Here is a 14,058-nt window from a genome sequence, read left to right as displayed (position 1 = left end):
GACGCCGACCATCCGGGCGAGGTGGTCCGGGTGCTCCGCGACGGCGGGGAGGTGGCGCAGAGCTACGCGCGGGTGCGCGACCGCGCGGAGCGCGTGCTCGCGGCGCTGCGGGCGCGCGGCGCCCGGCCGGGGGAGAGCGTGCTCCTGCAGGTGGAGCACGCCGAGGACTTCGTCGCGGCGCTCTGGGGGTGCCTGCTGGGCGGCTTCCTGGCGGTTCCGGTCTCCATCCCGCCGCACTTCGACCCGGAGAACCACGTGGTGCAGCGCCTCCGGGAGGTGTGGAGCGTCCTCGACCGGCCCCGGGTGGTGGCGGGGGACGGGGTCGCGGAGAGGGTGCGGCGGGTCCTCCCGGACGGTGCGGAGGTCGCCCCGCTCGGGGAGCTGGAGGCGCACGCGCCCGACCCGGAGTGGCACCGGAGCGAGCCGGAGGCCACCGCCGTGCTCCTCCTCAGCTCCGGCACGACGGGGCGACCCAAGCTGATCCGTCGGACCCACCGCAACCTCCTCCTGGTGTGCGAGGGGTCGGTGGCCTCCGCGGGGGTGGCGGGGCGGAGGATCACCTTCCTGAACTGGCTCCCCCTCGACCACAACGCGGCGCTCATGGCCAGCCTGACCGTGCTGGCCATCGGGGGACGGCAGGTGCACCTGGCCACGCAGGACGTCCTGGAGGACCCCGTGCGCTGGCTCGACGCGCTCCACCGCTACCGCGTGACGCACACCGGCGGGACCAACTACTCCCTGGGGCTGGTCAACGGCCGTCTGCGCGACGCCCGCGGCCGGGGGTGGGACTTCTCCTGCGTGGAGCGAATCGCCGTCACGGCGGAGCCGGTGGTGGCGCGCACCGCCCGCGCGTTCCTTCGCGGCATGGAGCCCTTCGGGCTGCGCGCGGACGTCCTCCGCCCGTCGTACGGGATGTCGGAGGTGGGGGGGATCGCGCGTCTGCCGGCCCTCCGCCTGGAAGAGACCTCCGACGACGACGCCTTCGTGGAGGTGGGCCACCCCTTCCCGGGGGTCTCCCTCCGCGTGGTGGACGCCGGGGGGAGGATCGTCCCCGAGGGGACCGAGGGGCGCATCCAGGTCCGCGGAGAGTCGGTGATGCCCGGGTACCTCGCCGCCCCGGGGGAGGACCGGGCCGGGTTCACCGACGACGGCTGGTTCGACACCGGGGACGCCGGATTCCTGCGCGGCGGGTCGCTGACGATCACGGGGCGGGAGAAGGACGTCCTGATCGTCAACGGCCTCAACCTCCACAGCCAGGAGATCGAGGCGGTGGTGGAGGAGGTGCACGGGGTGGAGCGCGCCTGCACCGCCGCGTGCGCGGTGCGGGGGGAGGGGAGCGAGACGGACGAGGTCGCCCTCTTCGTGCACACCGCGCTCACCGGGGCCGACGAGCGCGCCGCGCTGCGGCGCGAGCTGCGCCGTCGGGTGGCGCAGCGCTTCGGCGTCCAGGTCGCGCGCGTCCTCCTGGTGGGCCGCGACGAGATCCCGCGGACTCCGCTGGGGAAGATCCGGCGCCCCCTGCTCCGCCGGAAGCTGGAGGCGGGGGAGTTCGCCGCGGCGGCGGACGAGGACGCGGGGAGCGGCCCCGGCCCGCTCCACCTCCCGCCGCGCACCGGCCTGGAGCGGGAGATCTGCGCGCTCTGGGAGGAGGTGCTGGGCGTGGAGCGGGTGGGTGTGCACGACAACTTCTTCGACCTGGGCGGCCACTCCCTTCCCGCCGCGCAGCTCCTGGGCCGGGCGCGCGCCGCCTTCGGCGCGGAGCTCACCGTGCACGACCTCTTCCTGGCCCCCACCCCGGAGGGGATGGCGCTGGCCGTCGCCAGCGCCCGCGCCGCCGACCAGGACGAGGACGAGCTCCTGCGCCTCCTGAACGAGATGGACGCCTCCCCCGCCGAGGGGTGAGGAACGCCCGTCCACGACCCCGAACCGACGAGACGATGGATCCGATCTCCGAACGACTGGCGAAGCTCTCCCCCGAAAAGCTCGCGCTCCTGATGGAGCGGCTGCGGGAGAAGGAGTCCGGGCGGCCGCCGGCATCGGCGATCCCGCGCCGGTCCGGGAGCGGGCCGTGCCCTCCCTCGTTCGCGCAGCAGCGGCTCTGGTTCATCGACCAGCTGGAGGCCGGGACCTGGGCGTACAACGTCCTGAGCGTCACCCGCTTCGAGGGGGAACTGGACGTGCGGGCCATGCAGCGCGCGCTCGACGCCGTGGTGGAGCGGCACGAGGCGCTGCGGACCGTCTTCGCCGTGCAGGACGGCGCCCCGGTGCAGGTGGTGCTGCCGGAGCTGCGCGTCCCCCTGGAGACGGAGAGCCTGGAGCACCTCTCCGATGCCGGGCGCGATGCCGAGCTGAAGCGCCGGGTGAACCTGGAGCCCCGCCGGCCGCTTGACCTGGCCGCCGGGCCGCTGCTCCGGGCCTCGCTTCTCCGCCTCGCGCCGGAGAGCCACGTCCTCCTGCTCACCCTGCACCACATCATCAGCGACGGGTGGTCGCGCGGGGTGATGGTGCGCGAGATCTCGGCGCTCTACACGGCGTTCGTGAAGGGGGAGGAGCCCCGGCTCCCGGAGCTGCCGATCCAGTACCCGGACTACACCGTCTGGCAGCGGGAGTGGCTGCAGGGGGAGAACCTGCACCGGCAGCTCGACTACTGGACGGGAAAGCTCCGGGGGGCTGCCCCCGCGCTGGAGCTCCCCACCGACCGGCCCCGGCCGCCGCTGCAGGCCTTCGAGGGCGCGCTCCACCGCTTCCGCATCCCCGGGCCGCTGGCCGACGCGCTCCGCGGGCTCGCCCGGCGCGAGGAGGCAACGCTCTTCATGGTGCTGCTGGCCGCCTTCAAGGTCCTCCTCCGCCGCTACAGTGGCCAGACCGACGTGGTGGTGGGCTCGCCCGTCGCCAACCGCGGGCGCGTGGAGACGGAAGGGCTGGTGGGGTTCTTCGCCAACACCCTGGCGCTCCGCACCGACCTCTCCGGCGACCCCACGTTCCGGGAGGTGGTGCGCCGGGTCCGCGAGACGGCGCTGGGCGCCTACGCGCACGAGGAGCTCCCCTTCGAGCGGCTGGTGGAGGCGCTCCAGCCGGCGCGCGACCTGAGTCGCTCCCCCGTCTTCCAGGTGATGTTCCTCCTCGACAACACGCCGGTGAAGAAGCTCCGGCTCCCGGAGCTGAGCCTGGAGCCGGTGGAGGTGGACACGGGGATCTCCTCCTTCGACCTCACGCTGATGATGGAGGAGAAGGCGGACGGGCTCGCGGGGGGGCTGGAGTACGCGACGGCGCTCTTCGACGAGGACACGGTGGCCCGCATGGCGCGCGGCTACCTCTCGCTCCTGGAGGGCGCGGCCGCCGATCCCGACCTGCCGGTCGGCCGTCTCCCCCTCCTCCCCCCGGAGGAGCGCCTCCGCGTAACGGTGGAGTTCAACCGGACCGACGCGGCCTTCCCCGAGCCGTCCCCGGTCTATCGGCGCTTCGAGGCCCGGGCGCGGAGCACCCCGGATGCGCCCGCCGTGGTGTGGGAGGGCGGGGAGATCACCTACGGCGAGCTGGACGCGCGCGCCGGTCGGCTGGCCTCACGCCTCCGCGCCCGCGGAGTGGGGCCCGAGACCCGGGTGGGGGTGCTGGCGGAGCGCTCGCCGGAGATGGTGGTGGCGGTGCTGGCGGTGCTCAAGGCGGGCGGCGCCTACGTCCCGCTCGACCCCGAGTACCCGGCGGAGCGCCTGCGCCTGATGGCCGGGGATGCCGGCCTCCACCTGGTGCTGGCGCAGCGCGGGGCGGCAGACCGCCCGGGCGGGGAGCCCGGAGCGCCGGTGGTGGTGCTGGAGGAGGCCCTCGCCGGTGCGCCCTCCGGGGCCGAGGCCGCCCCCGTGCCGGAGGTGGGGCCGGGGAGCGCGGCGTACGTGATCTACACCTCCGGCTCCACCGGCACCCCCAAAGGCGTGGTGGTGGAGCACCGCTCGCTCGCCAACTACGTGGAGGCGGCCACCCGGGCGTACGGGATCACCGCCGGGGACCGGGTGCTCCAGTTCGCCTCGCTCAGCTTCGACATCAGCGTCGAGGAGATCTTCCCCACCCTCTGCGCCGGCGCCGCGCTGGTGCTGCGCGCTCCAGGGGGCGTGGGCTCGGTGGACGCCTTCCTGGAGGAGGTCGGCGGCCGGGGCGTCACCGTGATGAGCCTCCCCACCGCGTTCTGGCACGAGGTGACGCTCCGCCTGGAGTCCGGGGAGGTGGCGGTGCCTCCGCGGCTTCGGCTGGTGATCCTGGGCGGCGAGCGCGCGCAGGCCGACCGCCTCGCCGCGTGGCGGTCGCGCGTCCCCGCGACGGTGCGGCTGGTGAACACCTACGGCCCGACGGAGACCACGGTGATCGCGACGCTGCACGATCTCACCCCTCCGGGCGACGACCGGGTCCCCATCGGGGCGCCGGTCGCCAACCTGCGGGCGTACGTCCTGGACGGGGCGATGGAGCCCCTCCCCGTGGGCGTCCCCGGTGAGCTCTACGTCGGCGGCGAGGGGGTGGCGCGCGGCTACCTGGGGCGCCCCGGCCCCACGGCGGAGCGCTTCGTCCCCGACCCGTTCGGCGACCGGGCCGGCGGCCGTCTCTACCGGACGGGAGACCGGGTGCGCTGGCACCTGGACGGGACGCTCGACTTCCTCGGCCGGGTGGATGCCCAGGTCAAGATCCGCGGCTACCGGGTGGAGCCCGGGGAGGTGGAGGCCGTGCTGCGGACGCACCCGCGGGTGGAGCAGGCAGCGGTGGTGGCCTGCGAGACGGCCGGCGCCCCGGCCCGCCTGCTGGGCTACTTCACCCGGCGGCCCGGCGCGGAGCCGGAGGAGGAGGGTCCGGCGGCCGTGGAGGAGCTGCGCGGGTTCCTGGCCGCCCGGCTCCCCGCCTACCTGGTGCCGGCGGCCTTCGTGGAGCTGGAGGAGTGGCCGCTCACGCCGGGGGGGAAGGTGGACCTCCGGGCGCTCCCGGCCCCGGAGGAGGAGGCGCAGGCGCCGGAGGAGCGGGAGCCCACCCCGCTGGAGCGCGTGCTCGCCAGGATCTGGGCGGAGGCGCTGCGCACGGAGCGGGTGGGGATCGACCGGAACCTCTTCGACCTGGGCGCGCACTCCCTCCTGGTGACCCGCGTGCTCTCGCAGGTGAAGAGCCTCTGCGGCGTGGAGGTGCCCGTGCGGGCGTTCTTCCTCCGGCCCACGGTGGCCGGGATGGCGGCCGAGCTGCTGCGGGCCGCTCCCCGGCCGGCGCAGGTGGAGCGGATCGCCGAGCTGACGCTCCACGTCGCGGAGCTCTCCGACGCGCAGGTGCGCAGCATGGCGGAGTCTCACGAATCCCCGGCCCGGCAGGGCTCGGCCGCCGCCGAGCCCCCGGAACCGCAACCTTCCCCTGATGCCCCGACCGTCCGATGACGAACCTCCCCGGAGAGTTTCTGGCGCTCACCCCCGAGCGGCGCGCCCTCCTGGAGCGCCTCCTGGCCGAGGAAGAGATCGCGCCGGCCGGACAGTCCATCCCGCGGCGGACGGAGGAGGGGCCGGTCCCCCTCTCTCCCCCCCAGGAGCGGCTCTGGCTGCTGCACCGCCTCTTCCCCGGGAGCGCGGCGTACCACGTTCCGCTGGCGCTCCGCTTCGAAGGGGCGCTCCGCGTGGACGCCCTCCGGAAGAGCCTGGACGCCATCGTGGAGCGCCACGAGGTGCTGCGCACGTCCTTCGAGGAGGTGGAGGGCGTGCCGCGGCAGCGCGTCCTCCCGGCCGCGCCGTTCCCCCTCCGGGAGGTGGAGCTGGGCAGCCTCGCCGCGGAGGAGCGGGAGGAGGCGGTCCGGAGGGAGGCCGAGGCGGAGGCGGCGCGCCCCTTCGACCTGGAGGCGGGGGAGGTGATCCGCGGGCTCCTCCTCCGGCTGGGCGCCGAGAGCCACGTCCTGGTGCTGACGGTGCACCACGTCGTGGCGGACGGGTGGTCGGTGGGGCTGCTGGCGGGGGAGCTGAAGGAGGGGTACCGCGCCCACGCGGCCGGCGAGGAGCCCCGGCTCGCCCCCCTCCCGGTGCAGTACGCCGACTTCGCGCTCTGGCAGCGCGAGCAGCTGCGCGGGACCGCGCTGCAGGAGAAGCTCGCCTACTGGCGGGAGGCGCTGGCCGGCGCCCCCGCGGCGGTGGAGATGCCGGCCGACCACCCCCGGCCCGCCGTCCAGAGCTTCCGGGGCGACGTGTTCTCCTTCGCGGTCGACGCACAGGCGGCGGAGCCGCTCCGCGTCCTCGCCCGCCAGGAGGGCGCGACCCTCTTCGCGGTGCTGCTCGCCGCCTTCAGCGTCTTCCTCCACCGCTACACCGGCCAGTCCGACCTGGTGGTGGGCTCCCCCGCGGCCAACCGCGACCACCCCGCCCTGGAGCCGCTGATCGGCTGCTTCTTCAACGTCCTCCCCCTCCGCGCCCGGGTCGAGGGTGGGGAGGGCTTCCGCGCCCTCCTCCGGGCGGTGCGCGACACCACCCTGGATGCGTACCAGCACCAGCAGCTCCCCTTCGACCAGATCGTGGAGGCGGCGGGGGTACCGCGGGAGGTGAGCCGCAGCCCGCTGGTGCAGGTGCTCTTCGCCGTGCAGAACACCCCGGTGGAGCGCTTCGGGCTCCCCGGCGTGCAGGTGCACCCGGTGGAGGTGGAGCCCGGCGCCTCCAAGTACGACCTCAGCCTGTACGTGCGCGAGCTGCCCGACGGGAGCCTGGCCGCGCGCGTGGAGTACGCCGCCGACCTGTACGAGCGCGCGACGGTGGAGCGCTGGATGGCGCACTTCCGCCACCTGGTGCGCGCCCTCGCCGCGGCGCCCGACCGGCCCGTGGGGGAGGCCGCGCTGATGGATGGAGGAGAGGCGGACCGGGTCCTCCGCGGGTGGAACCGGACCGAGGCCGCCTTCGACGCGGCGCCGCTCCCGCGGCTCTTCGAGGCACAGGTGCGCCGCACCCCCGGTGCGGAGGCGCTCGTCTTCGGGGAGGAGCGCCTCACCTTCGAGGAGCTGAACCGGCGGGCCAACCGGTGGGCGCGCCACCTGGCCGCGCGCGGGGTGGGCCCCGAAGCGCGGGTGGGGCTGATGCTGGAGCGCTCCGTGGAGATGGTGGTGGCCATGCTGGCCGTCCTCAAGGCGGGGGGCGCCTACGTCCCGCTCGATCCCGCCTATCCCCAGGAGCGCCTCCGCTACATGGCGGAGGACGCGGGCGTCTCCCTGGTGCTCACGCAGGCCGCGCTCCGCGGGCGCCTCCCGGAGGCCGGGGTCCCCGTGGTCGCCTGGGAGGAGGCGCGCGCCGCCGTGAACACCCTCGACCCGGGCGACCTGGACGTGCCCCTCCAGCCGGAGAACTCCGCGTACGTGATCTACACCTCCGGCTCCACCGGGGCGCCTAAGGGGGTGGTGGTACAGCACGGAAACGTGGCGAACTTCTTCGCCGCCATGCGCGAGCGGGTGGGGAGCGCCCCGGGGAGCTGGCTGGCGGTGACCAGCATCTCCTTCGACATCTCGGTGCTGGAGCTGCTCTGGACGCTGTGCCAGGGGTCGCGGGTGGTGCTCTCCGCCGGCATCCGCGCGCGGCCCGCCGCGCCCAGGCCGGACGCGAGCGGGCGCCGGATGGACTTCAGCCTCTTCTACTTCGCCAGCAACGAGGCCGCGCACGGGCGGGACAAGTACCGCCTCCTCCTGGAGGGCGCCCGCTTCGCCGACCGGAACGGCTTCACGGGGGTGTGGACGCCCGAGCGCCACTTCCACGCCTTCGGCGGGCTCTATCCCAACCCCTCGGTCACCAGCGCCGCCGTGGCCGCGGTGACGGAGCGCATCCGCATCCGCGCCGGGAGCGTGGTCCTCCCCCTCCACGACCCGATCCGGGTGGCCGAGGAGTGGTCGGTCGTGGACAACCTCTCGAACGGCCGGGTGGAGATCTCCTTCGCCACGGGGTGGCACGCCAACGACTTCGTGCTCGCCCCGGAGCGCTACGCCGGGCGCAGGGAGGGGATGTACGAGCAGGTGGAGGAGGTGCGGCGCCTCTGGCGGGGCGAAACGGTGCTGCGGACGGCGGGGAACGGCGACCCAGCCGAGGTGGGGACCCTCCCGCGGCCGGTGCAGCCGGAGCTGCCCTTCTGGATCACGGCCAGCGGGAGCCCGGAGACCTTCCGGCGCGCGGGGGAGACCGGCGCCTTCCTGCTCACCCACCTCCTCGGACAGACCGTCGAGGAGCTGGAGCAGAAGATCCGCGTCTACCGCGAGGCGCGGCGGGCGCAGGGGCTCGACCCGGAGACGGGGCGTGTGGCGCTGATGCTGCACACCTTCGTGGGCGACGACCTCGACGCCGTGCGGGAAACGGTCCGCGCCCCCTTCCGGGAGTACCTGCGCAGCTCCTTCGACCTGGTGGCCCGCGTGGCGGGCGGTCCGGGGTACGACCCCGCCGCCCTCACCCCGGAGGACGTCGAGCGCATGCTGGACGTGGCCTTCGACAGGTACTTCGGCACCAGCGGGCTGATGGGGACCCCGGAGAGCTGCCTCCCGATCGTGGAGCGGCTGAAGGCGGCCGGGGTGGACGAGGTGGCCTGCCTGGTGGACTTCGGCATCGACGACGATGCGGTGCTGGGGGCGCTCGACGGGCTCGCGCGGCTCCGCGAGGAGAGCGCCGCCGGGCACGCCCCGGGCGGGGAGGAGTCGCTGGCGGAGCTGATCCGCGCGGGCGGCGTCACCCACCTGCAGTGCACCCCGTCGCTGGCCGGGGTGCTGGCCGCCGACGCCGAGGCACGCTCGGCGCTGGGCGGCCTCTCGTGCCTGCTCCTGGGCGGGGAGGCGCTCCCCGCGGCGCTCGCGCGGCAGCTCCGGGAGCAGACGGGCGTCCGGCTCCTCAACATGTACGGCCCCACCGAGACCACCGTCTGGTCGGCGGTGCACGAGGTCCGGGAGGTGGATGGGTCCACCGTCCCGATCGGGCGTCCGGTGGCCAACACCCGGACGTACGTGCTGGACGGGCGGATGGAGCCGGTCCCCGTGGGCGTGGCGGGGGAGCTGCTGATCGGCGGGGCGGGGGTGGTGCGCGGCTACCATCGTCGCCCGGAGCTGACCGCCGAGCGCTTCGTCCCCGATCCCTTCGGCAGGGAGCCCGGGGGGCGCCTCTACCGCACCGGCGACCTGGCCCGCTTCCGGCCCGACGGGACGCTGGAGTTCCTGGGGCGCACCGACCAGCAGGTGAAGGTGCGCGGACACCGCATCGAGCCCGGCGAGGTCGAGGCCGCGCTGGTGTCGCACCCCGCGGTGCGCGACGCGGTGGTGACGGCGCAGGACGACGGGAGCGGGGAGCACCGCCTCGTGGCGTACCTGTCGCCCGTGTCCCGCGCGCCGCGCGCGCTGGCCCCGGCGGGGTCGGATGCGGAGCGGGAGGCGGTCCTGGAGGGGCTCCCGCGCTACACGCTGGAGGGTGGGATGACGGTGGCCCACCAGCAGGACTTCATCACCCGCGGCCTTCACCTGGAGATCTGGGAGGAGCAGGTGTACCTGCGCCACGGGATCACGCTGGAGGACGGCGCCTGCGTGGTGGACGTGGGCGCGAACATCGGGATGTTCACCCTCTTCGCCCACGCCGCGGCCCGGGGGGTGCGCACGCTCTCCTTCGAGCCGATCCCCAGCACCTTCGCGGCGCTGCGGGCCAACACCCGGCTGTACGGGCTGGACGCGCGCGTCTTCAACGTCGGCCTGGCGGAGACCTCCGGGACGGCGCGGTTCACCTTCTATCCGAACTCCACCGGCCTCTCGGGGCGCTACGCGGACGTGGAGCGCGACCGGGCCGTCACCCGCTCGGTGATCCGGAGCTGGCTGGAGGAGGGGAGCGGCTCCCTGGCGCAGGAGGTGGCGGGGCACGTCACCGAGGCGCACGTGGAGGCGCTGCTGGAGGAGCGCTTCCGGAGCGAGACCTTCGACTGCCCCATCCGCACCCTCTCCGAGGTGGTGCGGGAGGAGGGCGTCGAGCGGATCGACCTCCTCAAGATCGACGTGGAGAAGAGCGAGTACGACGTCCTCCTGGGGATCGGCGACGACGTCTGGCCGCGCATCCGGCAGCTGGTCGTGGAGGTGGACACCGAGGCGCTCCTGGAGCAGGTGCTCGGGCTGCTCGACCGCCGGGGCTACGACCACCTGGTGGACCGGCACGTGACGATCCGCGAGGCAGAGGCCGACGGCGGCGGCGAGTACGTGTACATGGTGTACGCCAAGCGGCGCGGCGAGGCGGTTCCGCTCCAGCGCTGGACCACCGCCGACGGCGGGGCGCGCGCGGGCGGCGTCCCCTCGGCCGGCGCGCTGCGCCGCTACCTGGCGGAGCGGCTCCCCGAGCACATGATCCCCTCCGCTTTCGCGGTGGTGGAGCGGATGCCGCTGACCCCCAACGGGAAGGTGGACCGCAGGGCGCTCCCCCGGGTGGCGCAGGCGGCGCTTGCCTCCGGGGCGGAGCACGCTCCGCCGCGGAACGAGCTGGAGCAGGTGATCGCCGAGGTCTGGAAGGAGGTGCTCTCCCTGGAGCGGGTGGGGGTCCAGGACAACTTCTTCGAGCTCGGCGGCACCTCGCTCCGCCTGGCCGCGGTGCACCGCGGGCTGGAGCAGAGGTTGGCGCGCCCGGTGACCATCGTGGACCTGTTCCGCTACCCCACCATCGCCGCCCTGGCCGACTACCTCTCCCGGGAGGACGACGGCGACGCCCACAAGCTGGACGAGGTGCGGGCGCGCGCCCAGCGGCAGCGGCAGGCCCGCGGGCGCCCCGCGCGGCGGTAGCGCGCGGAACGGCGCTTCCACCCCCAACCAAGGAGATGCGACCATGTCCGCCTTCACCGCCGCCAGCGCGCTCGCCGTGCTCATCTGCGGCCTCCTCCCCGGCTCCGGGCGGGCGCAGCAGGCGCTTTCGGGAGCCTGGGAGACCGAGGTCACGGGGAAGGACTCCCCGCCGGGGACGGTGCACCTGCGGCTCCGGTACCGCGCCGGCGACCCGGCCGGCGGGACGGTGAGGCTCTCGGTACGCCCCGGGGAGCTGGAGGTGCCCGGGCGGCTCCGCCGCGAGGCAGGGACCTTCACCTTCGAGGGCGCCCTGCGGGACGGGCGCGGGGCGGGCCGCTGGACGTTCGCCGCGGACCCGGGGCTCGCGGAACTGCTGGAGCGGCGCGGGGCGGGCCGTCCGTCGCCGGGCCAGCAGTTCTGGCTGGCCGTCGGCGGCCTGGGGCGGGACTTCCTCGACGAGCTGCGGGCGCAGGGGTACGCCGACCCCGGCGTCCCCGAGCTGGTCCGCGCCGCCCGGCACGGGGTCGGGGCGGAGTACCTCCGGGAGATGGGTGCGCAGGGGTACCGATTCGGGTCGCTCGGGGTGCTGGTCCGGATGTACGACCACGGAGTCACGCCCGCCTACGCCCGCGGTCTCGCGGAGGCGGGGTATCCCGCCCTCTCGGCCCGGGAGCTGCGGCGGCTCCGCGACCACGGCGTGACCCCCGAGTTCGCGCGGCAGGCGAACACCGGACGGCCGCGGCCCCGGTCCGTGGAGGCGCTCATCGCGTTGCGCCGCGGCCGGAGCTGACGCACCCGGCCGTGTGCGCCACGCGCCGAACGGTTGCGTATCCGTAAGTCCTGTCTTATTTTGTATCAAATTCTCGGAAACGCCCGCCGGGGGGGCTCCTCCCGCGCCAGGCCCTGCAGACCGCTCCCGGTCCGCGGGCGATGAACCGGCCCGTACCCTCAGCGCAGAGATGATGAGCGAGCCGCCCCCGATCCCCGAGCCCTGGCGCCGCCGGACCCTGCTCCTCTCCAACGGCTACGAGGTCGTCTACCAGAGCAAGGCCGAGGCGCGGTACTTCTACCACGACATCTTCGAGAAGCACGTGTACCTCCGCCACGGGCTCACCGTGGAGGACGGAGACGTGGTCTTCGACGTGGGGGCGAACATCGGGACCTTCACCCTCTTCGTGCACAGCCTGGGCCGGTCCGTCACCTCGCACTCCTTCGAGCCGGCGCCGCGCCTCTTCGAGATCCTGCGCATCAACGCCTCCCGCTACGCGCCCGGCGCGAGGCTCTTCAACTACGGGATCGCGGAGACCGCGCGCGAGGCGGAGTTCACCTTCTATCCCAACAGCCCGGGGATGTCCACCTTCCACCCCCGCCTGGAAGAGGAGCGGGAGGTGCTCCGCGCCATCATGGAGAACCAGCTCGAGCAGGGAATGGAGGGGATGGAGGGCGTTCTCCGGCACGCGGACGACCTGCTGGAGGAGCGCTTCCGGGCCGAGACCTTCCGGTGCGTCCTCAAGCCCCTCTCCCAGGTGATCTACGAGAACCAGGTGCAGCGCATCGACCTCCTGAAGGTGGACGTGCAGAAGAGCGAGATGCAGGTGCTGGAGGGGATCGAGGCCGCCGACTGGCCGAAGATCCGCCAGCTCGTCCTGGAAGTGCACGACATCGACGGGGCGCTCGGGCAGGTCACCGCTCTCCTGGACCGCTACGGGTTCGAGGTCGTCGCGGAGCAGGACGACCTCTACACCGGCTCGCTCCTCTACAATCTATACGCGCGCCGCCCGACGGCCGCGGCCGCACCCGTCGCGGCGGACGCCGGCAGCGCCGAGCTGCTCCGGCGGGCGCAGGCGCGGGCACGGCAGCAGAAGCTCTCCCGGCAGCGCTGAGGCGCCGCACCACCTGTAGAACGGTTCATGAGCAACGAGACCTACGAAGGCCCGGAACGGATCGCGGTGGTCGGCATGGCGTGCCGGCTCCCGGGCGCGGAGAACGTGCAGGAGTTCTGGCGCAACCTCCGGGAGGGAGTGGAGTCGATCTCCTTCTTCTCGGACGAGGAGCTCCTGGCGGCGGGCGTCACCCCGGAGCTGCTCCGCCGCCCCGACTTCGTGAAGGCGTTCGGCGCGACGGAGGGCGCCGACCTGTTCGACGCGGACTTCTTCGAGTTCACGCCGCGCGACGCCGAGCTGATGGACCCGCAGCACCGCCTCTTCCTGGAGCAGGCCTGGGCGGCGCTGGAGCACGCCGGGTGCGACCCGTTCGGCTATACCGGGCCGATCGGCGTCTTCGCGGGCACCAACATGAACACCTACCTGCTGAACGTGGTGGCGCGGCAGGGGATGCGGGGTGCCGACCTGCTGGTGAACCGCATCCGCAGCGACAAGGACTTCCTCGCGACGCTGGTCTCGTACAAGCTGAACCTGCGCGGCCCCAGCCTGTCGGTGCAGACGGCGTGCTCCACCTCGCTCGTGGCGGTGCACCTGGCCTGCCAGAGCCTGCAGGACTTCCAGTGCGACGTGGCGCTGGCGGGCGGCGTCTCGGTGAGCGTGCCGCTCACGGGCGGGTACATGGCCCGCGACGGGGTCTTCTCCCCGGACGGGCGCTGCCGCGCCTTCGACGCGCGCGGGGAGGGGACGGTGGGCGGGAGCGGGGTGGGGGTGGTGGTGCTCAAGCGGCTGAGCGACGCCCTTGCGGACGGGGACCACGTGCACGCGGTGATCCTGGGCTCCGCCATCAACAACGACGGCGCCCAGAAGGTGGGGTACACCGCGCCCAGCGTGGAGGGGCAGATCGAGGTGGTGGCGCTGGCCCACGCGGTGGCCGACGTCCCGCCGGAGACGATCGGCTACGTGGAGGCGCACGGGACGGCCACCCCGCTGGGCGATCCCATCGAGGTGACGGCGCTCACCCGGGCGTTCGACACCTCCGCGCGCCACTTCTGCGCGCTGGGCTCGGTGAAGAGCAACATCGGCCACCTGGACGCCGCCGCGGGGGTGGCCAGCCTCATCAAGGCCGTGCTGACGCTGGAGCACGCGGAGATCCCTCCCTCGCTCCACTTCGAGCAGCCGAACCCCCGGATCGACTTCGCCCACTCCCCCTTCTTCGTGAACGACCGGCTGCGCCCGTGGGCTCCTCCCGCGGGGGTGCCGCGCCGCGCAGGCGTGAGCTCCTTCGGGGTGGGCGGCACCAACGCGCACGTGGTGCTGGAGGAGGCGCCGAGCGCGCCGCGGCCGCAGGCGGTGGACGCGCGCCCGCAGGCGCTGGTGCTCTCCGCGCGCACGCCCGCGGCGCTGGACCGCCTC

The 14,058-nt window shown here is 74.3% G+C and carries 6 protein-coding genes; all 6 read left to right on the top strand.

The features are described from left to right. Nucleotides 1-1,902: non-ribosomal peptide synthetase (locus tag VGR37_17945; GenBank protein ID HEV2149290.1), on the top strand; the 1,902-nt coding region annotated here is incomplete at its 5' end. A gap of 35 nt (nt 1,903-1,937) precedes the next feature. Next, nucleotides 1,938-5,399 (top strand): amino acid adenylation domain-containing protein, encoded by a 3,462-nt coding sequence (locus tag VGR37_17940; protein ID HEV2149289.1) that lies wholly within the window; start codon nt 1,938-1,940, stop codon nt 5,397-5,399. Beyond that, nucleotides 5,396-10,762, top strand: a complete 5,367-nt coding sequence (locus tag VGR37_17935; GenBank protein ID HEV2149288.1) for a MupA/Atu3671 family FMN-dependent luciferase-like monooxygenase — start codon at nt 5,396-5,398, stop codon at nt 10,760-10,762. The genes VGR37_17940 and VGR37_17935 overlap by 4 nt, the downstream gene beginning before the upstream one ends. Nucleotides 10,763-10,805: 43 nt before the next feature. Then, entirely contained in the window at nt 10,806-11,552 is a 747-nt protein-coding gene (locus VGR37_17930; GenBank protein HEV2149287.1) for a hypothetical protein, read from the top strand. A 172-nt stretch (nt 11,553-11,724) separates the two neighbouring features. Continuing rightward, on the top strand, nt 11,725-12,645 hold the full coding sequence (locus VGR37_17925) for an FkbM family methyltransferase (GenBank protein HEV2149286.1): 921 nt from the start codon (nt 11,725-11,727) through the stop codon (nt 12,643-12,645). A gap of 27 nt (nt 12,646-12,672) precedes the next feature. Next, a partial coding sequence (locus VGR37_17920) for a polyketide synthase (protein HEV2149285.1) occupies nt 12,673-14,058 on the top strand: 1,386 nt, incomplete at its 3' end.

The sequence above is a fragment of the Longimicrobiaceae bacterium genome, assembly GCA_035936415.1.
Taxonomy (GTDB): domain Bacteria; phylum Gemmatimonadota; class Gemmatimonadetes; order Longimicrobiales; family Longimicrobiaceae; genus JAFAYN01.
This window is presented reverse-complemented; position numbering and strand designations above follow the sequence as displayed.

Excerpts from the sequence above, each read along its gene's own strand:
- VGR37_17935 (HEV2149288.1), top strand. The coding sequence starts at position 5,396 with ATGACGAACCTCCCCGGAGAGTTTCTGGCGCTCACCCCCGAGCGGCGC.
- VGR37_17925 (HEV2149286.1), top strand. The coding sequence starts at position 11,725 with ATGAGCGAGCCGCCCCCGATCCCCGAGCCCTGGCGCCGCCGGACCCTG.
- VGR37_17940 (HEV2149289.1), top strand. The coding sequence starts at position 1,938 with ATGGATCCGATCTCCGAACGACTGGCGAAGCTCTCCCCCGAAAAGCTC.
- VGR37_17930 (HEV2149287.1), top strand. The coding sequence starts at position 10,806 with ATGTCCGCCTTCACCGCCGCCAGCGCGCTCGCCGTGCTCATCTGCGGC.